This window comes from Paraburkholderia lacunae (assembly GCF_003353175.1).
GTDB classification, from domain to species: Bacteria; Pseudomonadota; Gammaproteobacteria; order Burkholderiales; family Burkholderiaceae; genus Paraburkholderia; species Paraburkholderia lacunae.
Genome location: NZ_QHKS01000001.1, coordinates 205,197 through 228,571, shown reverse-complemented (window position 1 = coordinate 228,571; position 23,375 = coordinate 205,197). Strand labels below are relative to the sequence as shown.

Below are 23,375 nucleotides of genomic sequence, written 5' to 3'. Positions count from 1 at the left end.
CTACTTCCTCAACTCAGCGACAAAGTCATAGTAGTCGTTGCGGCAATACGTATCGGTCAACTCGATCGCCCGCTGATCGGCGGTATACCCAATCCGTGTAATCAACAACAGTGCCTCGTTCGGGGCAATGCTCATCTGCTGCGCGATCTCGTCATTCGCGTTCACCGCGCGAAAGTGCTGCAACGCGCGAACGATCGACAATCCGCGATTCTCCAGGTACGTATACAACGAATCCCCAATCGCCTGAGGATCGGGAATCACCGCGGCAGGGAAGGTGGAATTCTCCACAGCCATCACGATGCCGTCCGCCAGGCGCAAGCGGCGCAAACGGGTCACCGCCGCAGCGGGCGACAAACCCAGCTGAATCACCTCATCCCGGTTAGCCGGCACGATCTCGCGCGACAGCCACCTGGAACTCGGCGTGAAGCCGCGCCGCCGCAGCATCTCGCTGAAACTCGACAGACGCGACAGCGGATCCTCATAGCGCGGCGTGATGAAACTGCCCGCACCCTGAGTGCGGCGGATCAAGCCCTGCTCGACCAGCAAGGCAATCGCCTTGCGCGACGTAATGCGCGAGACGCCGAGCGCCTCGGATAGTACGCGCTCCGATGGCAGCGCCTCGCCAGCGTTCCAACGGTTCTCGTGAATCGCATTGCCGAGCTTGCGAGCAAGTTGCAGATACAGCGGCGTGTCGTTTTCCGGGTCCGGGCGCAGGTCGCGCCAGCGGTCTTCCGAGGCAGAGGTCATGGGGCTTACGCAAGAAGGGCAAGCGGCAATTCTATGACATCGGCGCGCTCCGTTATAGCGGGCTTTTGCCTGGTGACCGATCCAATGCTCATGCAACAGCTAAACTCGTCACCGGAATTTCCACTGAAATGAGTACTGCGCTCGTGCACCACCGCGCGCTCAGCCACCTCGAGGAGAAAGCATGACGACCGATATCGCCAGCGTGAGCTTGCCCGACGGCGAACGCATTCCGAAACTGGGGCAGGGCACATGGGAGATGGGCGAGCAGCCGGCGCGCCGCGCCGCCGAAATCGCCGCGCTGCGCTGCGGCATCGAATTGGGGATGACGTTGATCGATACGGCGGAGATGTACGGGGACGGCGCGACTGAATCGCTCGTCGGCGAAGCGCTTGCCGGTCTGCGCGACCAGCTGTTTCTCGTCAGCAAGGTGTATCCGCACAACGCCAGCCGGCGCGGTGTGATCGCGGCTTGCGAACAGAGCCTCAAACGTCTGAAGACGGATCGGCTCGATCTGTATCTGCTTCACTGGCGCGGCTCGGTGCCGCTCGCAGAGACCGTCGAGGGGTTCGAGGCGTTGCGCCGCGCGGGCAAGATCCGGCACTGGGGCGTGAGCAACTTCGATACCGGCGACATGGAAGAACTCGTGGCCACGCCGGGCGGTGAAGCGTGCGCGACCAATCAGATTCTCTACAACGTCGCGCGCCGCGGGGCGGAATTCGATCTGTTGCCGTGGCTCGCCGCGCGCCATATGCCGGCGATGGCGTACAGCCCGGTCGATCATGCACGCCTGCCAAAGCGCTCGCCGCTCGACGACATTGCCGACGCGCGCGGCGTCTCGGTTTTCCAGGTGGCGCTCGCGTGGGTGTTGCAGCAACCCGGCGTGTTCGCGATTCCGAAAGCGGGTCGCGTCGAGCACGTGCGCGACAACCATCTTGCGTTGCAACTGCAACTCGGCGCCGAGGAACACGTCGCCATCGACACGTATTTCAAACCGCCGCGCCGCCAGCGCCCGCTTGAAATGCTGTAGGCAAGGCGGCGCCGTTATCGAAACGCGAGAGGCCGCTCGAGGCGTTGCGATTCGCGGCGCAAGCGTCAATTGCAGTCGTGATGCATGTGTACCGAACCCAGCACGGCGACTTCCGCGGGCGTGTGCTTGAGCGCATCTTCATTGACCTGGGCGGCATCGGCGATGAACTCATCGACGATCGACGACACCTGCGTGTTGCGCAGACACAGCGACACCCGTTGCGTTTCGTTAGCCGGCAGCGACGCGCGCTGTCCGAGGAACAGCACGCCGTACTGATAGCCGCGGATGATGCCGCGAACCGCGCCGACGCATTGGCCCTGCGCGACGTTGTCGGTTTTCTGCTTGCAAGTCTGCGCGAGCGAGTAGGCGGAGAAAGTTGGATCGACCGGCGGCGCAGCTTGCGACAGCGTTTGCGGTTGCGCGGGGGGGCGTGCGGGGGTTTGTGCATGAGCGAGCGATGCGAGGCCGAGGGCGGCGGCCATTAGCAGGCCGGCCGCCGCGCGCACTGCGGAGTGGGGGACAATTTGTTGCATGTTGTGGGGCCCTCATATCGAACGTTGAATCTGATATGAGGCAATCGCCGCGCTTTGGTTCCGGGCGCGCCGCGCTGCCATCGATTGTTCTGGTTTCAGGTGTGCGCGAGAGACGAGGGGGCTGCTAGAGGCGCGCGGCGCCATGCCGCCGTTCGCGGATGAACACGGCCGGCCTCAGGCGGTGATGCTCGACCGGGGGATCGAGACATCACCGCCGATGCAGGCGGGCCGTGGCAGGAATGCCGGAGTGTGTCATCGGCGGCGGGCAGGGCCCGGGGGCACCCTACCCGTGGACGGGACGCCTGTTAGCGCCCGTTCCCGCCGCCATTCCCGCTACCGCCCTTGCCTCCGTGACCGCCGCCGAAGCCTCCGCCAAAGCCCCCGCCGAAACCGCCACCGAAGCCACCACCAAATCCGCCGCCGAAGCCACCGCCGAAGCCACCACCTTTCCCACCGCCGTTAGCTCCACCGCCGCAACCACAGCCACCATTTCCGCCGCCGCTGCTACCGCCGCCGCTGCTACCGCCGCCGCTGCTACCGCCGCCGCTGCTACCGCCGCCGCTGCTACCGCCGCCGCTGCTACCGCCGCCGCTGCTACCGCCGCCGCTGCTACCGCCGCCGCTGCTACCGCCGCCGCTGCTACCGCCGCCGCTGCTACCGCCGCCGCTGCTACCGCCGCCGCTGCTACCGCCGCCGCTGCTACCGCCGCCGCTGCTACCGCCGCCGCTGCTACCGCCGCCGCTGCTACCGCCGCCGCTGCTACCGCCGCCGCTGCTACCGCCGCCGCTGCTACCGCCGCCGCTGCTACCGCCGCCGCTGCTACCGCCGCCGCTGCTACCGCCGCCGCTGCTGCCACCGCCGCTGCTACCGCCGCCGCTGCTACCGCCGCCGCTGCTACCGCCGCCGCTGCTACCGCCGCCGCTGCTACCGCCGCCGCTGCTACCGCCGCCGCTGCTACCGCCGCCGCTGCTACCGCCGCCGCTGCTACCGCCGCCGCTGCTACCGCCGCCGCTGCTACCGCCGCCGCTGCTACCGCCGCCGCTGCTACCGCCGCCGCTGCTACCGCCGCCGCTGCTGCCACCGCCGCTGCTGCCACCGCCGCTGCTTCCACCACCGCCGCTTCCGCCACCGCCGCTTCCACCACCGCCGCTTCCGCCACCACCGCTTCCACCACCACCCTTACCGCCGCCTGCGCCGGAGTTTCCTCCGCCGCCACCCGAGCCCGCCGCGCCGCCAGCGCCATTACCGCTCGCTCCCGCGCTACTGCCTCCGGAGCCTCCAGAACTCGCCGCGCCGTTGCTGCCACTACCGCCGCCACGCGGCGTGCAGTTCGCGTTGTAGGGACCTGTGCAGTCGTTTGGCCGGAAGACGGTGGCCGCATCGTCGGCAGCGGTCATTTCGCCGGGCGCTGTGCCGGTAGCCAATGCGCTCGTCGCCGACTCGTCGTCCTGTAAGAGTTGTGTGGCGCCAAGCGCACTGCTTGCGGGCAGTGGCGCCGCGGCAAGTACGATCCACTTGGGGATCGCCTCGTTCGAAGCTGAATGCGCGGCCTGAGTCATCAGCAAAGTCACGCCGGCCACGATTGCCGCACCCCGTATAACCCCGCAGTAGTACTGATTGAATGATTTGCTTTTCATTACGTCTCTCCGGAGGGAGCACCGGCACCTCGCCGCCGCCATCTCTCTCACGCCGATTTATCGGCACGAAGCCTGTCTGAGCGCGGACCTGGTCGCCCCCCGAGCCGGTTCTGCGGATGCAGGCAAAACACCCTCACTGTCTTCGCGGCTACGCAGCCGGTGCGCTTATCTGCGCTTCAGCAGTTTCGTGGCGATGCGCACAGTGGCGCTCCACCGCACGCGCGAGCATGGGGTAGCCGCGCTCCCGATTCCTTTAGCTTCGAATGTCTGAACGGATGCTTAGCGATATCCATGCCATTACCGGAGAAGCCTTGCGGCGTGTGGCGCGGGATAGGGCGATGCGATGCACGCGAGGAAAAACCGCATGAAAACGTTTCGGGGATGAAACGAGCGGCAAGAAAGCCGCGTTATTCGTCGCGCGTCGCGTTTTCCGGCGCGTCGCCGGTGGTCTTGCCGTCGTCGTCGCGGATGGCGGATTGCAGCACGCGCAATTCATCGACGGGGATATGGCAGCGAATCCGATGAACGGGCGGCCCGCCGGCATGGTCGGCGTCGGCTGCGTGAAACGGTGGATCTTGCTGCTCGCAGATCGCCCCGAGCTTGCGCGGGCAGCGCGTGTGGAACACGCAACCGGATGGCAACGCTGCCGGGCTCGGCAGATCGCCGGACAGGCGTATGCGTGCTTTGCTGTCGTGGGCGTCGAGCGTCGGCACCGACGATAAAAGCGCTTCCGTATAAGGATGATGCGGTCCGTCGAACACCGCGGCCGCAGGCCCGATCTCCAGCAGCCTGCCGAGGTACAGCACCGCGATTCGATCAGACAGATAGCGCACCACGTGCAGATCGTGAGAGATGAACACGTAGCTCACGCCGCGCTCGCGCTGCAGATCGGCGAGCAGGTTCAGGATCGCGGCCTGCACGGAGACGTCGAGCGCGGAGGTCGGCTCGTCGCACACCACCACGCGCGGTTCGCCTGCAAACGCACGCGCAATCGCCACACGCTGTTTGAGTCCGCCTGACAATTGCCGCGTGCGCGAGCCGAGGTAGCGCTCGGGCAAACGTACGGCGGCCGTCAACGTGGCAAGCCGTTCGTCGATAGCCGGGCCTCGCAGCGCGGCGAGGCGCGACAGCGCGCGGCCGATCAGACGCTTCACCGAATGCGCGCGATTGAGCGCGGAGTCCGGATTCTGGAATACGATCTGCAGCGACTTGACCTGCTCGTCGTTGCGGCGCGTAACGCGTGCGGCGAGTTGCGTGCCGTCGAGTTCGAGCACACTGCCCGGGTCCGGTGCAAGCAGCCCGAGCATCAGCTTGGCGAGCGTCGTCTTGCCGCTGCCCGATTCGCCGACAAGGCCGAGCGTCTCACCGCTCGCGAGATCGATCGAGACGTTGTCGACAGCGCGCAGCGGTGTGCCGGATACGTGAAAAGTCTTCGAGAGTTGTTCCGCGCGGAGCACGAGGGCAGGGGGGCCGTTTTCCCGGAGGGTTTCCTGCGGCGGCAGTGCTTGCGATGCCGCACGCGGCAGTTCGGTCGCACGTTCGTGGTAGTGGCAACGCGACATCTGATCGCCATGAGCCGCGCCCACCCGATAGGGCGGCGGGGCCTCGCGGCGGCAACGGTCGTCGGCGAGGCGGCAACGGTCCGCGTAGATGCAGCCATGGATGGCCGAGCCGGGCAAGGGCAGGTTGCCCGCGATCGTATCGAGCCGCTCGGTGTCCTTGCTGCGCCCGGCGGTGGGCAGGCAGCGCAGCAGTCCAACCGTATAAGGATGGCGTGGCCGCGCGAACACATCCTGAGTCGCGCCTTCTTCAACGAGCTTGCCCGCATACAGCACGCCGACGCGCTCGCACATCCGCCCGATCACCGCGAGGTTGTGGCTGATGAACAGCACGGCCGTGCCGAGTTCTTCGCGCAGTTGCGCGACGAGGTCGAGCACTTCGGCTTCGACGGTGGCGTCGAGACCGGTCGTCGGTTCGTCGAGAATCAGCAGCGCCGGGTTCGATGCGAGCGCCATCGCGATCACCACGCGCTGCTGCATGCCGCCCGATAGCTGGTGCGGATAGCTGTCCATGACGCGCTCGGGCGCGGCGATGCGCACCCGCCGCAGCATGTCGAGCGTGCGCTGCACGGCATCCTCACGCGCGACACCCGCGGCTTCGAATGCTTCGGTGACTTGCCGCGCGATCGTCAGCGAAGGATTCAGCGCGCGGCCCGGGTCCTGGTAGACCATCGAAATCGCGTTCGCGCGCATCGTGCGCAGCGCATCGGCATCGAGCTTCTGCACGTCCTGGCCGGCAATGATGATCTTGCCGGCCAGGACCTTGCCGTTGCGCGGCAAATAGCGCAGCGCGGCCATCGCCACTGTCGATTTGCCGCAGCCCGATTCGCCGACGAGTCCGTACGCTTCGCCGCGCCGCACGCGAAACGACACGTCTTGCAGCACTTCGCGGTCGCGCCCGCGCATCCGGTACGTCACCGTCAGACCGACGACGGTCAGCGCATCTGTGCGATCGCTCTTCGACACGTCGAAGGCGGGAAACGAGGCGGGCGGCGGGCCGTTCATCGGTCGAGGACCCCCTGCACGCTATCGGCAATCAGATTCACACCGACCACCAGCGTGGCGATCGCGCCGGCCGCGAACACGACCGTCCACCACGCGCCGCCCGCCATCAGCGTGTACGACTCGGACAGCGCGAGTCCCCAGTCGGCGGAAGGCGGTTGAATGCCGAAGCCGAGAAACGACAGCGTCGCCACCGCGAAGATCGCGTAACCGAGGCGCACGGTTGCCTCGACGATGATGGGCGGCAGCACGTTCGGCAGGATCTCCGCGAACATGATGTACGGCGCCCGTTCTCCGCGCAGTTGCGCGGCGGCGACGTAGTCGAGATGCCGTTCGGCGAACACGGCGGCGCGAACCGTGCGCGCGGTGATCGGCGTGAAGGTGATGCCGATCACGAGGATCACCGTGAAATTCGACGCACCGACCGCGGCCAGCGCGAGCAATGCGACGATCACGAGCGGCAACGCGAGCACGGCGTCGATCGCGCGGCCGACCACGTTATCGACCCAGCCCTCGAAGTAACCGACGATCAATCCCAGCGCAGTGCCCGCCAGCGTGCCGAGCAAGGTCGCCAGCGGCGCGATTGTCAGAATGTCGCGCGCGCCGACGATCACCCGCGAGAACACGTCGCGGCCGAGCTGGTCGGTGCCGAACCAGTGTGTGCTGTCGGGCGGCATCAGCGAGTTGAGCGGATCGGACGCATACGGATCGATGCGCACGATCCATGGCCCGGCGATCGCACAGGCGATCCACCACGCGACGATCAGCACGCCGACCACGAATGTGGGCGACCGCAGCAGCACGCGCAGCTGGTCGAAGCGCGGCTCGGTGGGGGCGCGCGGCGCTGTCGGCGCGGGTGGCGGGGCGAGGGTGCTCATTCGGCGCTCCGCACCCGCAGCCGCGGATTGAGCAGCACATGCAGCGCGTCAGCGGCGAGGTTGGCGACGGTGTAGATCACACCGACGGTCAGCACGCCCGCTTCGAGCATGGGAAAGTCTTTGGCCTTTGCGGCGTTATAGATCAGCGAGCCGATGCCTTGGTAGTGGAACAGCGTCTCGACCACCACGAGACCGCCGATCATGTAGCCGAGCTGGGTGGCGGCGACGGTGATGGTCGGCAGCAGCGCATTGCGCAACACGTGCCGCCAGATCACGATATGGCGCGGCAAGCCTTTGAGGATCGCAGTGCGCGTGTAGTCGGCATCGAGCGCTTCAACGGTGCCCGCGCGCGCCATGCGTGCAATGTAGCCGAAGAACACCAGCACGAGCGGCAGCACCGGCAGAATCAGATATCGCAACTGTTCGAGCGCGTTCGCTTCGGGCGGATACGACGCTTCGATCGGCAGCCAGCGCAGCCACACGCCGAACACCAGAATCAGCACGATCGACGAGACGAACTCCGGCACCACGGTCGCCGACAAACCGGCAATGCTGATCGTGCGATCGAGCCAGCGTCCCGCATGCATCGCCGACCACACGCCACCCGCAATGCCGAGCGGGACTACGACGACAAAGGCGAGCACACCGAGCTTCGCGGAATGCGCCAGGGCGTCGGCGATAAACGGCCCGACCGGCTCGCGGTACGCATACGAGAGCCCCATGTCGCCGCGCGCGAAATGCGTGATCCACTCGATGTATTGCGCGAGCAACGGACGGTCTGCGCCGAGCTGATGATTGAGCGCGGCGACCGCACGCGCATCGGCGAGCGGCCCCAGGATCGCGCGGCCGATATCGCCGGGCAGCAACTGGCCGCCCGCGAATACGATCACGGACAGCAGCCACAGCGTGATCAGCGACAAACCCACGCGCGTCGCAAGAAAACGCGCGACGCGGCCCGCGTTGCCGTTCGTGCCGCCGGAGGCGCGAGGTGCGGAAGGGGGCGCCATGGTCGACATCGTGATCTCCTGCCGAAGCGCTGTGCGCTTACGCGCTCAACACCGCGCGGTCGAAATAGAGCTGCGCGAGCGCGGTGAAGCGCACACCATTCACGCCTTTACGCATCGCGATCAGCTGGTCGTAGAAGAACGGAATGATCAACGGTGTTTCGTCGAGCAGCAGCGTCTGGATCTGTCCGGAGAGTTTCTTCTGCGAGTCGAGGTCGATCGCCGCGACGAACTGCGCGACCAGTTGATCGTATTGCGGGTTCTTGAAATGCGCGGCGTTCCACGTGCCGTTGCTGGTAAGCGGCGCATTCAGAAACACGTTCGGCACGCCGCGATGACCATAGTCGGTGATGCCGAGCGGCGAGTCGAGCCAATCGGATTTGCCCGGCGTGCCCGCGCCGTAATACAGCGACTGGCTCTCGACCTTCAGATTGATACGCACGCCGATCGCCTTCGCTGCGTTCTGTACGACCACCGCGAGGTCGGGAATCTCCATGTATTTTTCGGTCGTGAGCGTCACGTCGAAACCGTTCGGCACACCCGCTTGCGCAAGCAGTTGTTTCGCCTTCGCGATATCGATCCTGCGTTGCGGGACACCCGCATCCGACGCCGGAAACACCGGCGCAAACGGGCTGTCGTTGCCGACTTGCGCGCGGCCCTTGAACAGGCCGCGCACCAGCACGTCGCGATCGAGTGACAACGCGAGCGCCTGGCGCACGCGCTTGTCCTTGAACAGCGGATTGTCGTTGCGCATATGGATTTGCCGATGCGCGCTCGACTTCACGCCCACTGCCTTGAAGTCCGGATTGTTCAGAATGCCGGCGCCGCCCTGCACGGTGAAGGTGCCCATCACGTCGGCCTGGTGGCCTTGCAGTGCGAGCATTTGCGCCTGTTCGTCTGCATAGAACGAGAACTGTACGCGCTGCGGTAACGCTTTGTCGCCCCAGTAATCGGGATTGCGCACGAACGACGCGCCGACCTTCGCCTGATACTTCTCGAGCTTGAACGGACCGGTGCCGATGAAGCTCTTTTCATAGCCTCCTGCATAGTTGGCAGGCAGGATCACGGCGTTGTAATTGTCGGAGGAAACGTAATACGGAAAGTTGCCGTTCGGCGCGTCGAGATGGAACGCCACCGTGTAGTCGTCGACCACTTGCGCGCCGCCTTTCGACAGCACGCCTTTTAGCACCGAGAGCGCCGCCGAACCGCTGGCCGGATCGGCGAGACGGTTGAAGGTGGCGGCGACGTCCTTCGCCGTGAACAGCTGGCCGTCGTGGAACTTGACGTTCGGACGCAGCTTGAAGGTCCACACGTCGCCCTTGTCGTTCGGTTTCCATGACAGCGCCAGCGCAGGCTTCAGCACGAGGTGCTCGCCGTCGTCGTCGATCAGGAATTCGCCGGTTTGATTCAGCAGCGCGAGGCCCGCGGCATCGTTGACGGTCAACGGATCGACCGCCCCGGCAGGCGTCAGATGAGCGACGCGGATGGTCGCGTTGGCCGGGCTCTGCGCGCCTTGCGCACGCGCTCGCGGCGCGTTCAGGATGCCGCCGCCGGCCAGCGACAAACCGATCACGCTCGCATAGCGCAGCAGCTCGCGGCGCGTGAGGCGGCCCGCGAGGAATTCGTCGATGGCGTGGTTGCCGTAGGGATCGGCGGTGCGGCGGGTTGCGTCGAGTTCGGGGAATTGATCCGCGGGAGTCTTCATCGTTGGAGTGTCCAGTCCGTTCTGTTGTCGGTTCTGAAGGGCCGCGCCGGATGCACGCGACAGGGCGACGATATTGCAACGGCGAAAAGCGGTTTCAGTGTAAGCGATTGCCCGCGGATTCGGCGTACCGGTGAGCGCGTCAGGTGACCGTTTGGCGGATAAACAGACCCGTGTGTGTCGTGACGACAACGCTTGTTGGTTCCGCCGCGCGGCGCATGGCGCACGGCGGCTGACCTGATTGGTGCCGCAGCGTGGGAATCGCTGCTGCGGTGGCGTTCTTGCCGACCGGCTGCCGCTGACACGTTGGATGTGCCACGTGGATCGACCGAGTGAATTTAGCGCGCCACGGCGGCCGGACGGCGCCAGCGATGGAACAGCACGGAGCCGATCCAGCACGCCATGAAACCCGCGACGATGCCATAGCCGAGCACGCCGAAGCGCTCGTTGATGTCCGCCACCGCGTCCCATACGCCGCCGCTCAACCCCAATTTGTCCGATACGAGGCTCAAGGCTTCGACGCCGCCGATCACGATCGCCACCACCGCCGACACGAACGTGATGCTCGCGTTGTAGTAGAGCTTGCGTTTCGGGTCGTCCATCGCCCAGCCGTAGGCGTGGACCATCAGCACGTTGTCGGTGGAATCGACGAGCGTCATGCCGGCGGTGAAGAGCGCGGGGAACACCAGAATCGAATACAGCGGCAGACCTTTACCCGCTTCGGCCGCGGCGATCGCCAGCAAGCCGATCTCTGTCGCGGTGTCGAAGCCGAGGCCGAACAGCACGCCGACCGGGTACATGTGCCAGCTTTTCGTTACGAGCCGGAACAACGGCCGCAATGCGCGCGACAGCAAACCGGCCGGTGCGATGGTCTCCGCGATTTCAGCAGTCAGTTCGCCGCCGCGTTGGACGTGGCGATAACGGCGCCATACGTCGCGCAGAATCACGAGGTTCACGCATGCCAGCACCAGCAGGAAGCCCGCCGATACGATCGTGCCGATCGTGCCGCCCACCGCCTTGAAGGTTTCAAAGCGGCCGTGCAGCGAATGCGCCGTCCACGCAATGCCGATCGTCGCCGCGATCACGATCGTCGAATGGCCCAGCGAAAACGACAGGCCGACGCCGAGCGGCTGCTTGCCCGCCTGCATCAGCTTGCGCGTGACGGCGTCGATCGCCGCGATGTGATCCGCGTCGACCGCGTGACGCAGCCCGAAACCATACGCGAGCAGTGCGGTGCCGAGCAGCAGCGGATAGTGGCGAAACGCGATCAGCGCCCACGCCCACGCGCCCAGATTGGCGGCGATCAGGATGGTGTAGAGCGTGATGAGGCGAGGGCGCAGCGAAGCGGTCGGCGTCATGAGTCGCGTGGCAAAGAATTAATGTTCGTGCGGATGCTTGTGAATCGGATCGACCCAGTAGACCGTTTCCGGCTGTTCGACCGCGTCGATGTTCAGATTCACCACCACCGCTTCGTTGTCGCTGCGCACCACCACGCATTCGAGCGGGTCCTCGGTGCTCGCGTTGATTTCCTGATGCGGCACGTACGGCGGCACGAAGATGAAGTCGCCGGGGCCGGCTTCGGCGGTGAACTCGAGATGCTCGCCCCAGCGCATGCGAGCCCGGCCGCGCACCACGTAGATCACGCTTTCGAGCGCGCCGTGATGATGGGCGCCGGTCTTCGCATTCGGATGAATCGTCACGGTGCCGGCCCAGATTTTCTGCGCGCCGACCCGTGCGGCATTGATCGCAGCCGCGCGATTCATGCACGGCGTTTGCGTAGTGTTGCTGTCGAGCTGGTCGCCCTTGATGACCTTGACGCCATGTTCGCGCCAGTCGACGGGCGCCGACGGTGGCTCGTCATGGTAATGCGGGTGTTCGTGTTGCTGGCTCATGATGTGGCTCCTCCTGGACGCGAGTCCCGGCGATGGGCGCGGTGCCGTCTGCTATTTTTGCACGTTCAAAAACGTGCGTGTGGCCGACCGGCGGGAGCCGCGCCGCGGACGAAAAAAAGCCCGTCCACGAGGGACGGGCTTCGAGTCATGTGCCGGAGTTGCCAGCGTTGCCGGCGTGGCATGATGTGCGGCACATGACGTGTTGCAGAGGCTTCAGCGCTTACTTCTGCTTCGCGTTGATCACGGCTTCTGCCACGTTGCCCGGCGTTTCGGCGTAGTGCTTGAACTCCATCGTGTACGTGGCGCGGCCCTGGGTTGCCGAGCGCAGCGAGGTCGAATAGCCGAACATCTCCGCGAGCGGCACTTCGGCGCGCACCAGCTTGCCGCCGCCGCCGGCGATGTCTTCCATGCCCTGCACCATGCCACGGCGGCTCGACAGATCGCCCATCACGTTGCCCATGAAGTCTTCGGGCGTTTCCACCTCGACGGCCATCATCGGTTCGAGCAGCACCGGCTTCGCTTTGCGCATCGCGTCCTTGAACGCCATCGACCCGGCCATACGGAATGCGTTTTCGTTCGAGTCGACGTCGTGGTACGAACCGAAGGTCAGCGTCACCTTCACGTCGACCACCGGATAGCCCGCCAGCACGCCGGCCTTGAGCGTTTCCTGAATGCCCTTGTCGACCGCCGGAATGAATTCGCGTGGAATCACACCGCCCTTGATCGCGTCGACGAATTCGTAGCCCTTGCCTTGCGGCGCCGGTTCGAGCGTGACCACCGCATGGCCGTACTGGCCGCGGCCGCCGGACTGCTTGACGAACTTGCCTTCGACATCCTCGACCTTGTTGCGCACCGTCTCGCGGTACGCAACCTGCGGCTTGCCGACGGTCGCCTCGACGCCGAACTCGCGCTTCATCCGGTCGACCAGAATTTCCAGGTGCAGTTCGCCCATCCCGGAGATGATCGTCTGGCCGGATTCTTCATCGGTCTGCACGCGGAACGACGGGTCTTCCTGCGCGAGACGGTTCAGCGCGATGCCCATCTTTTCCTGGTCGACCTTGGTCTTCGGTTCCACCGCCTGCGAGATCACCGGTTCCGGGAAGATCATCTTTTCGAGGACGATCACGTGGTTCGGATCGCACAGCGTGTCGCCGGTGGTCGCTTCCTTCAGGCCGACTGCCGCGGCAATGTCGCCCGCATAGACTTCCTTGATTTCCTTGCGCTCGTTCGCATGCATCTGCAGGATCCGGCCCAGGCGCTCCTTCTTTTCCTTGATCGCGTTGTAGACGGTGTCGCCCGAATTCACCACGCCCGAATACACGCGGAAGAAGATCAGCTGGCCGACGAACGGATCGGTCATGATCTTGAAGGCCAGCGCGGAGAACGGATCGTCGTCTTTCGGATGACGCTCGATTTCGTTGTCGTGCTCGTCGTGACCGGTAATGGCAGGGATGTCGACCGGCGACGGCAGGTAGTCGATCACCGCGTCGAGCATGGCCTGCACGCCCTTGTTCTTGAACGCACTGCCGCACAGCATCGGCACGATTTCATTGGCGATGGTGCGCGCGCGGATGCCGTGCTTGATTTCCTCTTCGGTCAGCGTTGCGCCGTGCAGATATTTATCGAGCAGCTCTTCGTTCGCTTCAGCCGCGGCCTCGACCATCTTGTCGTGCCATTCCTTCGCGGTGGCCGCGAGCTCGTCGGGAATGTCCTGGTACTCGAACTTGATGCCCTGGCTCTCGTCGTCCCAGACGATCGCCTTCATCTTGACGAGGTCGACCACGCCCCGGAAATGGTCTTCCGCGCCGATCGGAATCTGGATCGGCACGGCGACGCCTTTGAGGCGATCGCCGATCTGCCTCTGCACGCGGAAAAAGTCCGCGCCGACGCGGTCCATCTTGTTGACGAACGCAATGCGCGGCACCTTGTACTTGTTCGCCTGGCGCCACACCGTTTCGGATTGCGGCTGCACGCCGCCGACCGAGTCGTACACCATGCAGGCGCCGTCGAGCACGCGCATCGAGCGTTCCACTTCGATCGTGAAGTCGACGTGGCCCGGGGTGTCGATGATGTTGATCCGGTGTTCCGGGTAGTTGCCGGCCATGCCTTTCCAGAAAGCGGTCGTGGCCGCCGATGTGATGGTGATGCCGCGCTCCTGCTCCTGTTCCATCCAGTCCATCGTCGCCGCACCGTCGTGAACCTCGCCGATCTTGTGGGTCACGCCGGTGTAGAACAGGATGCGTTCAGTCGTGGTGGTTTTGCCGGCATCGATGTGAGCGCTGATGCCGATATTCCGGTAGCGCTCGATGGGAGTCTTGCGGGGCACGTGAACCTCCTTGGAATAGCGCGCCTGAAGGCGCTTGCCGGGCGGCAGTCTGTGCTGCCCGGGCAGTCTGGGTGCTGCAATGTCGAGAATACTAGGATAGCGCGTCGGCCCGTCTTTTGCAGGAATCTTGCCAGCTGGACGTCAGCGCCTGCTGACGGGGCTTGCGCGGCAGCAGGCACGCGTCGCCTCGCCAATGAAAACAAATGAAAAAGCCGGCGCCTCACTCAAGGCACCGGCTTTCCTGGGCAGCGACGGCTGACGAAGCGGCGGGGCGCCGCCAAGGTCGACGCAACTTATTGCGCGGCCGGCAACCCCTGGATCTTCATCCCCGGTTTGATGCCCTTCGACGTGAACCAGCCTTTGCTCATCTCCAACACATACACGCCGTTGTTCTTGGGGCAGTGATTGTTGGTGGTCTCGGCCTGCATCTCGTCGATGTCGGTGACCGTGCCGTCGGCGCGCATGAAGGCGATCGACAGCGGGATCAACGTGTTCTTCATCCAGAAGCAATGCACGGCGTTTTCGTTGAAGACGAACAGCATGCCTTCGTTCGGCGCCAGATTCGTGCGATACATCAGGCCTTGTTCGCGGTCCGCGTCGTTGGCGGCGACAGCGGCGTCGATCACGAACATGCCCGCGGTCAGCTTCACGCGCGGGAAATCGCCGGGCTGCTTCGCGCCGGGCGGCATCTGCTGGGCGTGTGCGGGTGCCGCGGTCGTGGCGGCGAACGACATCGCCGCGAGCGGCAGTGCAACGGCAACAGCGAAGCGCGCAATCAACGAGCGCAGGGGAAATCGCACGGCGTGACTCCTTGCTGGAAATTAACCCGCGAATGTTACGCGAGCGCGTCAAAAAAACAAAAAGGCAGACAGCCTTGCGGCGATCTGCCTTTCAACGCCGTAAGAACGGCAATGAAGCTAGTTCTTGACTGCGTCTTTACAACAAACTTACTCCGAAGCGCCCGAAGCTGCAGCTGCAGCTGCTGCCTTCTTGTGCGACTTCTTGTGAGCGTGCTTCGTGGTCTTCTTTGCCGACGAAGCAGCTGCTGCCGGAGCTGCCATCGGAGCTGCCGAAGCTGCTGCCGGTGCCGAAGCTTGTGCGAATGCTGCCGTTGCGAAGAGGCCAGCGACCAGAGCGGCGATCAGTTTGTTCATTTTGTAAATCCTCAGCTTTAGTTGATTAACCAAATGACCCGGTTATATGTAGAGTCATGTCGGTAAACGTGCCATCCACCTTTCGGTTGACAGGCGCATCGAACAAATTTTCGACGCGTCTGCTGTAGCGCTCAGACTCCCCGCACCTGCCGCGAGAGCGGCTTGTACCAAGGCCCTTAAGGCTGAATGCCGGATAGCTTCGGGCGGCATCTGGGTCGAATAACGCGTGAGCTCGCGCACCGGTTGACGTAAATTTTCGCGAATATTTATTGGGCGACGCGCAAACGGAATGGATCGCCGTGCAGTACTCGTGGCCGTAATTGTTTCACGCGTGTTTCACAGGAGTTTCACGCGGGTTTTTGTTTGCTGATACAACGAGTTAGCTCTTTCGATGCGAATGCGAACAGGCGCGAGGAGGCAGCAGATGCGGATGCAATGTGGTTCAAACGATGCCGTCCCACGGCGCCTTCAGCGGCAATTCGACACTCTCTCCCGGTTGTAGCCCGAGCGAAAAAATATCGAGCGCGCCAACGCCGACGCGCACCAGCCGCAGTGTCGGAAAACCCACCGCCGCGGTCATGCGGCGCACCTGACGGTTCTTGCCTTCAGTGATCGACAACTCGATCCACGTGGTCGGAATCGCGGCGCGATAGCGGATTGGCGGCGTGCGGGTCCAGAGTGTCCCGCCCGGCTCGACGTATTCCGCGCGGCATGGCCGCGTCACGTAGTCGCCGAGATCGACGCCGCGCGCGAGCCTCTTCAAAGTGGCCTGGTCGACCGCGCCTTCCACTTGCGCCCAATAACGTTTGACCAGTTTGTGGCGCGGCTCGGCGATGCGTGCCTGCAGCGCGCCGTCGTCGGTGAGCAGCAGCAATCCTTCACTGTCGGAGTCGAGCCGGCCTGCCGGATAGACGCCAGGCACCTTGACCCAGTCGGCCAGCGACGCGCGTGTTTCGTGCGGCGAAAATTGACAGATGGTGCCGAACGGTTTGTTCAAAGCGAGAAGGCGCATACGGGATTGATGAAAGACGCGGGGCGCCGGCAGGGCGGGGACGCACGGTCACAGCCTCGAGCGGTCCCGGTTCAATAGTAAATGGCGGGATGTTAACGCATAATACGTACCGGCTAGTCTTTTATCTTATATAAGATATAAGAATTCAGGCGGCTCCAGTTTGCGCTTTCAATGTAGGAAAACCCCGACCCGCGGCCGGCCCGTTCCAGCGCCGGCGTGGGCTAGAATAGCGGCCTGGCCGCTCGCGGGTGGCCGGCATTGCGCGTAGCGAGGAGCGCCCGGTTTCGCAGTCTCCCATCAGCTTTCAGCACAGCCATCACTGGAGTCCGATCATGCCGTATCAGCACATCAAGGTTCCTACCGGCGGTGACAAGATCACTGTCAACGCGGATTTCTCGCTCAACGTTTCCGACCAGCCGATCATCCCGTTTATCGAAGGCGACGGCACGGGTGCCGACATCACCCCGGTGATGCTCAAGGTGGTGGATGCGGCAGTTGAAAAAGCGTATGCAGGCAAGAAGAAAATCCACTGGATGGAAATCTACGCCGGCGAAAAGGCAACCAAGGTGTATGGCCCGGACGTGTGGTTGCCGGAAGAGTCGCTGCGGGTGCTGAAGGAATACGTCGTGTCGATCAAAGGTCCGCTCACCACGCCGGTGGGTGGCGGCATCCGTTCGCTGAACGTTGCGCTGCGGCAGGAGTTGGACCTGTATGTCTGTTTGCGCCCGGTGCAGTATTTCAAGGGCGTGCCTTCGCCGGTGCGCGAGCCGGAAAAGACCAACATGGTGATCTTCCGCGAGAACTCGGAAGACATTTACGCCGGCATCGAGTGGCCGGCTGAATCGGAACAGGCCAGGAAGATCATCAAGTTCCTGCAGGAAGAAATGGGTGTGAAGAAGATCCGTTTCCCGGAAACGTCCGGCATCGGCATCAAGCCGGTGTCGCGCGAGGGCACGGAGCGTCTGGTGCGCAAGGCGATCCAGTACGCGATCGACAACGATCGCCGTTCGGTCACGCTGGTGCACAAGGGCAACATCATGAAGTTCACGGAAGGCGCATTCCGCGACTACGGCTATGCGCTGGCGCAAAAGGAATTCGGCGCGGAACTCGTCGACGGCGGCCCGTGGATGAAGTTCAAGAATCCGAAGTCGGGCAGCGACATCGTCATCAAGGACGTGATCGCTGACGCGTTCCTGCAGCAGATCCTGTTGCGTCCGGCTGAATATGACGTGATCGCCACGCTCAACCTGAACGGCGACTACGTTTCAGATGCGCTGGCGGCGCAAGTCGGCGGCATCGGCATCGCGCCGGGCGCGAACATGTCGGATTCGGTCGCGATGTTCGAAGCCACGCACGGCACCGCGCCGAAGTACGCGGGCAAAGACTACGTGAATCCGGGGTCGGAAATTCTCTCGGCGGAAATGATGCTGCGCCACCTGGGCTGGATCGAAGCCGCGGACCTGATCATCAAGTCGATGGAAAAGTCGATTCTGCAAAAGCGGGTCACGTATGACTTCGCGCGACTGATGGAAGGCGCGACGCAAGTGTCCTGCTCGGGCTTCGGGCAGGTGATGATCGAAAATATGTAAAATTGTTCCGGAGTGTTCCGGAGAAGTCCCAAAAACCCCGGTGTACACTGTGTGTGGCCGGGGTTTTTTGTCTCTAGTGTTCCTGGGAGAGTGAGTGCTATCCGGCACAAAGTGAGTACGGAGCCGAGTATTTTTGGGGCGTCCCGATACTCAAGATACTCACTTCTGAGGATCGACATATGCGCCACTTCAACTACACGCTGACACCCACCCGGATTAACAACGCGAAGCCGAAAGCGCAGCCGTACAAGCTGACGGACGGCGGCGGGCTGTTCGTGCTGGTTCATCCGGGCGGGTCGAAGGCATGGCGATTCCAATACGTGTTCGCGGGAAAGCGCCGTTCGGTACTGATTGGCAGCTATCCCGAAATCTCGGTGGCGGATGCGCGCGACCGGCACGCCGAGTACCGGGCCATGGTGGAGCAGGGCAGCGACCCGGCGGCACACAAGCAGGCGGACGATGCCGAGCGCAAGTTGCGGGCATCGCAGGGGGCTGACGACCGTCAGTTCAAGGGGTTCTCCCTCACGTGGCTGGATGAGCGTCTGGGCAGCAAGTCGGAGGGCTACCGTGCGCAAATGCGCTCTCTCCTTGAGCGGTTCGTTTGGCCTGATATTGGCAGCAAGGCGCTGGTGGATGTGAAGCCAGCCCATGTGCTGGCAATCATCGAGAAGCGGCGCGGCACGCCGAACACCGCGGAAAACGTGCGGGTTCTCATTCAGCAGGTGTACAACTACGCGATCCAGAAGCTGTTGGTCGAAACGAACCCAGCATTAGCGCTGCGTGGCGTGATTGCGGTACCGAAGGCCGAACATCACCGGCATCTGAGCGAATCGGAGCTTGGAGCCTTCTGGCGGGCAGTAGGGAAGCAGGGTGCGCACCCGTCCACCACGGCGGCGGTCAAGCTGCTGATGTACAGCATGTCTCGCAAGGTCGAAGTGCTGCGCGCGAAGTGGTCGGAGATTGACACTGATAAAGCGCAATGGGACATTCCGCCCGAGCGCATGAAGTCGCGCCGCCCGCATCGTGTGTACCTTTCCACGCAAGCGCTGGAGGTGCTGGAGGTGCAGCGCGCATTGACCGGCGATCTGGAATACGTGTTCCCGTCCGCTTTCCGCGCTAACGTGCCGATGGCTGATGCGACGCTCAATCACTTGTTCAAGCGACTGGACTTCGGCGTACCTGAGTTTTCCCCGCATGGCACCCGAGGCACCGCCGCAACGCTGCTGCGCGAACACGGATTCAGCCGGGACGTGGTTGAACTGCTGCTGGCCCACACTGAGCGTAGTCAGACGGCGGCGAGCTATCATCATCACGAGCTTGAAGCCGAGCGGCGGCGCGCGCTTCAATACTTGGCTGATGAAATCGACCGGCACGCCGCTATCTCGGCGGCTGGCAACGTGGTGAACATCAAGACGAAAACGGCCTGACCCTTTATGGGCAGCGCCCAGATCGGCCAATCGAAAACGGGTTCCATCACCCGCTGGCGTGGCCCTTCATTTATCGATTGCCTTTGCGTAAGGGTGCACGGATGCAAATGAACGAGCTGGATTTCTGCAGGCTTGCGGATACGTTGTCGTTGACGTGGGCTGCGGCGCTGATATGTGGTGAAAAACCAAGCCGCCTCGTCGCCCCGGACGATTCCGGCGTCAATCGCTGGCATCTCCGGCGTCGAGATAACTCGGCCTCTGATGGTCTTGAGGAGGAAACGCCGCAAAACTTCGACGCGGCGCTGCAGGCGCTTGTGCTCGCGGTCGAGCGGGGGACGCTCAAGGCCGAGAAGCGATACCTTGGGGAGTGCAAGCACGTCGCTCTAGATGGGGAGTGGGAATCAGAGATCCGGTGGCAGCCGGTAGGAAACGTGGATCCGTCGGCGACGGTCGTCGATGTTGAAGACCTGAGAAGCTGGCTCGTGTTGCGAGGCGTGAAATCCGAATTCTTTTTCCCTGATGCCGTTGATGCACCTGACTATCTGGACGCAAGCCACCCGCGTTATGCGCCCAAACTGGCTGCGGCTGTGCGTGCGTGGCAGGCTGTTACCGACCCCGGCGGTAAACATCCGAGACAGGCCCTGATGAAATGGCTGCGCGAACACGCGGCGGAGTTTTTGGGCCTGACGGACGATGAAGGGAAACTGAATGAAACCGGAATTGAGGAAGCTGCCAAGGTGGCGAACTGGCAACGGACGGGCGGCGCACCCAGGACCCCCGGCGAATAATCCACCCTCCCTTTCCACGCCTTGGTGGTATTGCGTTTCAGGTAATCCGCCCACCCATTGCCGCGCGAATCCGCCCATCCTTTACGCCAGAATCGGGGGGCGGGTTTTCCGAAATCCACCGACTGTTTCGGGCCGTCCGAATCACCTGTAATGAGTCATGTTCCGGAACCTTCCGGGACCATCCATTTCAGGTGAAACATGTCCGAACAAATCAAAACCGCGCTTACCATCCTGCGCCGCAAGCAGGTCCAATCTGCTACGGGCCTTTCGCGCTCCACCATCTACGCTCGCATTCGCAACAAGACCTTTCCACCGGCCGTCCAGCTCGGCCCGCGCGCTGTCGGCTGGCGTGCTGGCGACATTGATGCGTTTCTGGCTGATCCGGCTGGCTACCGCGCGGAGTCAGTGTGAGCGCGCTGTACAGCCATCTCGAACTCGCCGATGCGTTCGAACAATTTGCGTGCTAATGACGAGCGCCTCGCAAGTCCTGAAATCGCGAGTCGAAACTCTGATCGAACGCGAACTCGCCCGGTGCCGAGCTATACACGGTCCCGACAACTGGCGCGAGCACAGCGACTGGGTTACTCAACACGTTGTCGCTAGCGCCATTCAGTGGATGACCCGCCAAGCCCAGGAGGGAAAGCTGTGAACGACTACATCTCCGAAGACCAATGCGCGCGCCTCGCCGCCATCAACGACGCTGCGAAGGAGCGTATCGAGATTAATGCGGCACGGGACGCGTTCTTGAATCGTGGGGGTGACGCAAACGAAGAATGGCCCACGCCGCAACCGCTGACCGTCAGCATCGAGCCGCTTGAATACCCGGTCGAAGCGTTGCCGCTGTGCATCCGCGCCGCCGTGGAGGAGGTATGCGGGTTCGTGCAAGCCCCTTTGCCGATGGTCGCATCGTCGGCAATCGCGGCACTCAGTCTGTCGATTCAGGCACTCGTTGACGTTGAACGTGCTGGACGCCTGGCTGGTCCGGCATCGCTGTTCATGCTGACCATCGCGGAGTCTGGCGAGCGCAAGTCAACTTCTGATGCATTCTTTACCGCAGCAGTCCGCGAATACCAATCCGAGCAACAGGAGCTGTTCACGCCGGTCCTGAAAAACTTCAAGGCCGATATCCAGGCATGGGAAGCCAAGGTGGGCGGGATCAAGGAGAAGATCAAACAGGAGGCGAAATCTCGCAAATCGACGGTAACGCTGGAAGCAGACTTGCGCGACATTGAGAACGACAAGCCGGAGCCGCCACGCGTTCCGCGCCTTATCTACGCGGACGTGACGCCCGAGGCGCTCGCGTTTTCGCTGGCGAAGCAGTGGCCTTCGGGGGGCGTCGTATCGGCCGAGGCCGGAATCGTGTTCGGTTCGCATGGAATGGGCCCGGATAGCGTCATGCGCAACCTGGCGATGCTGAATCAATTGTGGGACGGCAACACGTTGACGATTGACCGCCGCACCTCTGATTCGTACGCCGTACACGGTGCACGACTGACCGTCGCGCTACAGGTCCAGGAGGCGACGTTTCGAAGCTTCTTCAAAAAGACCGGGACGCTTGCGCGCGGTACGGGCTTTATGGCGCGATTCCTGATGGCATGGCCGCAATCGACACAAGGCACCCGGCTGTTCAAGGAAGCGCCTGAGCAATGGCCGCATATGGCGATGTTCAATCAGCGGATCGGGGAGATTCTGCGCACGCCGGTTCCGATGGACGATGACGGCCATTTGCAACCGCAAATGCTCACGCTTTCGCCGGATGCGAAGGTCGCATGGATAGCGTTCCATGATGCCGTGGAAGTCCAATTGCTTGACGGCGGCGACCTTCACGACGTGCGGGACGTAGCTAGCAAGTCGGCAGACAACGCGGCGCGGCTGGCGGCGCTGTTCCATGTGTTCAGCGGCGCAACCGGGCCGATTGGCCTGGACGCTTTAGAGAGTGCATCGAGCATCGTTGCGTGGTACCTGAGCGAATCGAAACGGTTTTTCTCAGAGCTTGCCGTACCTGACGATGTGATGGACGCGGCGAAGCTTGACGCCTGGCTGATCAAGCGTTGCGGCACTCAGCGAACCGACGCGATAAGCAGGCGCGATGCTCAAAATGGTGGACCCTTGCGCAACGGCGATCATCTGGCCGCTGCGCTCAAGGCACTGACGGATTTGGACCGGGTTCGCGTGGCTCACGCCGGAAAGCAAATCGTAATTCACGTCAACCCTGCTCTGCTGGATGGAGGTGCAAAATGAGCCTTTCCGATCTTGTCTACGCCAAGAGAAAAAAGCAGCTTGCGACTGCGACACCTGCGACAGTTGCGACAGGTGAAGGTCAAAGAGGACTAACTGTCGCAGGTGTCGCAACTGTCGCTGTCGCAAAGTCCAAAACTGCCGATGCCGCGTACGATCCGGCTAGCATTCCGGCCGGTTGTGTCGGCGCACTCTACGATCCAGACGGCGGACTTTATCTGCCCTGGGGGCCGTACCTCTCACCAGACGATGTGCGCCGGATGCGCGCCGAGCTGATTGCCATCATCGAAGCGCTATCGGCGCTTGAGTGCTGGGCGAACGCATATCGCGAGGGCGTGCTTACGCGGGCAATGCGCGGGCCGCTGACCGATCTCTTGCCGAATATCTCCTACTTCCGCGAACGACTCGAAGCCGCGCGGGCCGCCGCTTCCGCACGCGCCGCGCTCGAAATGCGCTCGTGGCGTGTCGAAGATTTCGCTGATCGGCACTACTGCGACAGCTGCGACGGCTCGTGCTTCGGGACAGCGAAGCGCTGCGGAAAGCTGCGCAATTGATTGGGCAGAGCAAACCCAGCGGCGACTTTCCCGAAATGCGGGTTGAGCCATAGAAGCGCGGATTTTATCTGAAGTTCACCCCGTCTAAGTAGTTGGTGACAGCAAAAATGGATGTATTGTTTGAATGTAAATAAGGAGTCTTAATCATGGGATAGTTGAAAATGCCGATAGCCTTGCTTGAACGGATTCAGTGGGACGAGGCCAGACGTGAGTATTTTTTCTTGATGCCGCTCTCTCATGCGATTCGGCTGTGCGGTGGCGTGTCGTGACCGACGCTTGCCCGGTATCGCATAGAGATTCGCGCGG

General features: G+C 63.1%; 20 protein-coding genes. 7 read left to right on the top strand and 13 right to left on the bottom strand.

What is annotated here, in order from left to right:
* The gene (locus tag DLM46_RS01100; RefSeq protein ID WP_115098867.1) at positions 1 to 747 is read right to left on the bottom strand and encodes a GntR family transcriptional regulator; all 747 of its coding nucleotides are present in this window, start codon (positions 745 to 747) and stop codon (positions 1 to 3) included.
* A gap of 181 nt (positions 748 to 928) precedes the next feature.
* Here DLM46_RS01100 and DLM46_RS01095 point away from each other — a divergent pair, with 181 nt between their 5' ends.
* Positions 929 to 1,774 carry an aldo/keto reductase gene (locus DLM46_RS01095; RefSeq protein WP_115098866.1) on the top strand — a complete coding sequence of 282 codons (846 nt, stop codon included), beginning with the start codon at positions 929 to 931 and terminating at the stop codon, positions 1,772 to 1,774.
* Between the two features lie 65 nt (positions 1,775 to 1,839).
* Here DLM46_RS01095 and DLM46_RS01090 read toward each other — a convergent pair whose 3' ends face one another.
* The 12 genes from DLM46_RS01090 to DLM46_RS01035 form a co-directional block, all read right to left on the bottom strand.
* Positions 1,840 to 2,307 (bottom strand): hypothetical protein, encoded by a 468-nt coding sequence (locus tag DLM46_RS01090; RefSeq protein ID WP_115098865.1) that lies wholly within the window; start codon positions 2,305 to 2,307, stop codon positions 1,840 to 1,842.
* Positions 2,308 to 2,590: 283 nt separating this feature from the next.
* The gene (locus tag DLM46_RS39250) at positions 2,591 to 3,550 is read right to left on the bottom strand and encodes a hypothetical protein (RefSeq protein WP_165847887.1); all 960 of its coding nucleotides are present in this window, start codon (positions 3,548 to 3,550) and stop codon (positions 2,591 to 2,593) included.
* An 801-nt stretch (positions 3,551 to 4,351) separates the two neighbouring features.
* The gene (locus tag DLM46_RS01080; RefSeq protein WP_115098864.1) at positions 4,352 to 6,508 is read right to left on the bottom strand and encodes an ABC transporter ATP-binding protein; all 2,157 of its coding nucleotides are present in this window, start codon (positions 6,506 to 6,508) and stop codon (positions 4,352 to 4,354) included.
* Positions 6,505 to 7,383, bottom strand: coding sequence for an ABC transporter permease (locus DLM46_RS01075; protein ID WP_115098863.1), 879 nt, complete (start codon positions 7,381 to 7,383; stop codon positions 6,505 to 6,507). Before DLM46_RS01075 ends, DLM46_RS01080 begins: the two co-directional genes overlap by 4 nt.
* Positions 7,380 to 8,390 carry an ABC transporter permease gene (locus DLM46_RS01070; protein ID WP_115099248.1) on the bottom strand — a complete coding sequence of 337 codons (1,011 nt, stop codon included), beginning with the start codon at positions 8,388 to 8,390 and terminating at the stop codon, positions 7,380 to 7,382. Before DLM46_RS01070 ends, DLM46_RS01075 begins: the two co-directional genes overlap by 4 nt.
* A gap of 37 nt (positions 8,391 to 8,427) precedes the next feature.
* A complete protein-coding gene (locus DLM46_RS01065) occupies positions 8,428 to 10,092 on the bottom strand; it encodes an ABC transporter substrate-binding protein (RefSeq protein WP_115098862.1) in 1,665 nt (554 codons plus the stop codon).
* Between the two features lie 335 nt (positions 10,093 to 10,427).
* A complete protein-coding gene (locus DLM46_RS01060; RefSeq protein ID WP_115098861.1) occupies positions 10,428 to 11,447 on the bottom strand; it encodes a HoxN/HupN/NixA family nickel/cobalt transporter in 1,020 nt (339 codons plus the stop codon).
* 18 nt (positions 11,448 to 11,465) lie between these two features.
* Positions 11,466 to 11,981, bottom strand: a complete 516-nt coding sequence (locus DLM46_RS01055; RefSeq protein WP_115098860.1) for a cupin domain-containing protein — start codon at positions 11,979 to 11,981, stop codon at positions 11,466 to 11,468.
* 220 nt (positions 11,982 to 12,201) lie between these two features.
* On the bottom strand, positions 12,202 to 14,307 hold the full coding sequence (fusA, locus tag DLM46_RS01050) for an elongation factor G (RefSeq protein ID WP_115098859.1): 2,106 nt from the start codon (positions 14,305 to 14,307) through the stop codon (positions 12,202 to 12,204).
* 293 nt (positions 14,308 to 14,600) lie between these two features.
* Positions 14,601 to 15,107: a DUF192 domain-containing protein gene (locus DLM46_RS01045; protein WP_115098858.1), complete on the bottom strand. Its 507-nt coding sequence runs from the start codon at positions 15,105 to 15,107 to the stop codon at positions 14,601 to 14,603.
* Positions 15,108 to 15,254: 147 nt separating this feature from the next.
* On the bottom strand, positions 15,255 to 15,461 hold the full coding sequence (locus tag DLM46_RS01040; protein WP_115098857.1) for a hypothetical protein: 207 nt from the start codon (positions 15,459 to 15,461) through the stop codon (positions 15,255 to 15,257).
* A 442-nt stretch (positions 15,462 to 15,903) separates the two neighbouring features.
* A complete protein-coding gene (locus DLM46_RS01035) occupies positions 15,904 to 16,473 on the bottom strand; it encodes a pseudouridine synthase (protein ID WP_115098856.1) in 570 nt (189 codons plus the stop codon).
* A 332-nt stretch (positions 16,474 to 16,805) separates the two neighbouring features.
* Here DLM46_RS01035 and icd point away from each other — a divergent pair, with 332 nt between their 5' ends.
* The 6 genes from icd to DLM46_RS40020 all read left to right on the top strand — a co-directional run bounded on the left by icd (position 16,806) and on the right by DLM46_RS40020 (position 23,069).
* Complete coding sequence (icd, locus tag DLM46_RS01030) at positions 16,806 to 18,062, top strand: NADP-dependent isocitrate dehydrogenase (RefSeq protein ID WP_115098855.1); 1,257 nt, start codon at positions 16,806 to 16,808, stop codon at positions 18,060 to 18,062.
* 179 nt (positions 18,063 to 18,241) lie between these two features.
* A complete protein-coding gene (locus DLM46_RS01025; RefSeq protein ID WP_115098854.1) occupies positions 18,242 to 19,489 on the top strand; it encodes a tyrosine-type recombinase/integrase in 1,248 nt (415 codons plus the stop codon).
* 107 nt (positions 19,490 to 19,596) lie between these two features.
* Positions 19,597 to 20,277, top strand: coding sequence for a hypothetical protein (locus tag DLM46_RS01020; protein ID WP_133300281.1), 681 nt, complete (start codon positions 19,597 to 19,599; stop codon positions 20,275 to 20,277).
* Positions 20,278 to 20,475: 198 nt separating this feature from the next.
* Positions 20,476 to 20,688, top strand: coding sequence for a helix-turn-helix transcriptional regulator (locus DLM46_RS01015; protein ID WP_115098852.1), 213 nt, complete (start codon positions 20,476 to 20,478; stop codon positions 20,686 to 20,688).
* Between the two features lie 234 nt (positions 20,689 to 20,922).
* A complete protein-coding gene (locus DLM46_RS01005) occupies positions 20,923 to 22,518 on the top strand; it encodes a YfjI family protein (RefSeq protein ID WP_115098850.1) in 1,596 nt (531 codons plus the stop codon).
* Positions 22,515 to 23,069: a hypothetical protein gene (locus tag DLM46_RS40020; RefSeq protein WP_244305780.1), complete on the top strand. Its 555-nt coding sequence runs from the start codon at positions 22,515 to 22,517 to the stop codon at positions 23,067 to 23,069. The genes DLM46_RS01005 and DLM46_RS40020 overlap by 4 nt, the downstream gene beginning before the upstream one ends.
* The last annotated feature ends 306 nt before the right edge of the window (positions 23,070 to 23,375 follow it).

What these genes read in the sequence shown, in the direction of transcription:
- icd (WP_115098855.1), top strand. Translation starts at nt 16,806, where the DNA reads ATGCCGTATCAGCACATCAAGGTTCCTACCGGCGGTGACAAGATCACT.
- DLM46_RS01025 (WP_115098854.1), top strand. Translation starts at nt 18,242, where the DNA reads ATGCGCCACTTCAACTACACGCTGACACCCACCCGGATTAACAACGCG.
- DLM46_RS01080 (WP_115098864.1), bottom strand. Translation starts at nt 6,508, where the DNA reads ATGAACGGCCCGCCGCCCGCCTCGTTTCCCGCCTTCGACGTGTCGAAG.
- DLM46_RS39250 (WP_165847887.1), bottom strand. Translation starts at nt 3,550, where the DNA reads ATGGCGCTGGCGGCGCGGCGGGCTCGGGTGGCGGCGGAGGAAACTCCG.
- DLM46_RS40020 (WP_244305780.1), top strand. Translation starts at nt 22,515, where the DNA reads ATGAGCCTTTCCGATCTTGTCTACGCCAAGAGAAAAAAGCAGCTTGCG.
- DLM46_RS01040 (WP_115098857.1), bottom strand. Translation starts at nt 15,461, where the DNA reads ATGAACAAACTGATCGCCGCTCTGGTCGCTGGCCTCTTCGCAACGGCA.
- DLM46_RS01090 (WP_115098865.1), bottom strand. Translation starts at nt 2,307, where the DNA reads ATGCAACAAATTGTCCCCCACTCCGCAGTGCGCGCGGCGGCCGGCCTG.
- DLM46_RS01095 (WP_115098866.1), top strand. Translation starts at nt 929, where the DNA reads ATGACGACCGATATCGCCAGCGTGAGCTTGCCCGACGGCGAACGCATT.
- DLM46_RS01060 (WP_115098861.1), bottom strand. Translation starts at nt 11,447, where the DNA reads ATGACGCCGACCGCTTCGCTGCGCCCTCGCCTCATCACGCTCTACACC.
- DLM46_RS01035 (WP_115098856.1), bottom strand. Translation starts at nt 16,473, where the DNA reads ATGCGCCTTCTCGCTTTGAACAAACCGTTCGGCACCATCTGTCAATTT.
- DLM46_RS01065 (WP_115098862.1), bottom strand. Translation starts at nt 10,092, where the DNA reads ATGAAGACTCCCGCGGATCAATTCCCCGAACTCGACGCAACCCGCCGC.
- DLM46_RS01070 (WP_115099248.1), bottom strand. Translation starts at nt 8,390, where the DNA reads ATGGCGCCCCCTTCCGCACCTCGCGCCTCCGGCGGCACGAACGGCAAC.
- DLM46_RS01075 (WP_115098863.1), bottom strand. Translation starts at nt 7,383, where the DNA reads ATGAGCACCCTCGCCCCGCCACCCGCGCCGACAGCGCCGCGCGCCCCC.
- DLM46_RS01100 (WP_115098867.1), bottom strand. Translation starts at nt 747, where the DNA reads ATGACCTCTGCCTCGGAAGACCGCTGGCGCGACCTGCGCCCGGACCCG.
- DLM46_RS01015 (WP_115098852.1), top strand. Translation starts at nt 20,476, where the DNA reads ATGTCCGAACAAATCAAAACCGCGCTTACCATCCTGCGCCGCAAGCAG.
- DLM46_RS01055 (WP_115098860.1), bottom strand. Translation starts at nt 11,981, where the DNA reads ATGAGCCAGCAACACGAACACCCGCATTACCATGACGAGCCACCGTCG.
- DLM46_RS01020 (WP_133300281.1), top strand. Translation starts at nt 19,597, where the DNA reads ATGAACGAGCTGGATTTCTGCAGGCTTGCGGATACGTTGTCGTTGACG.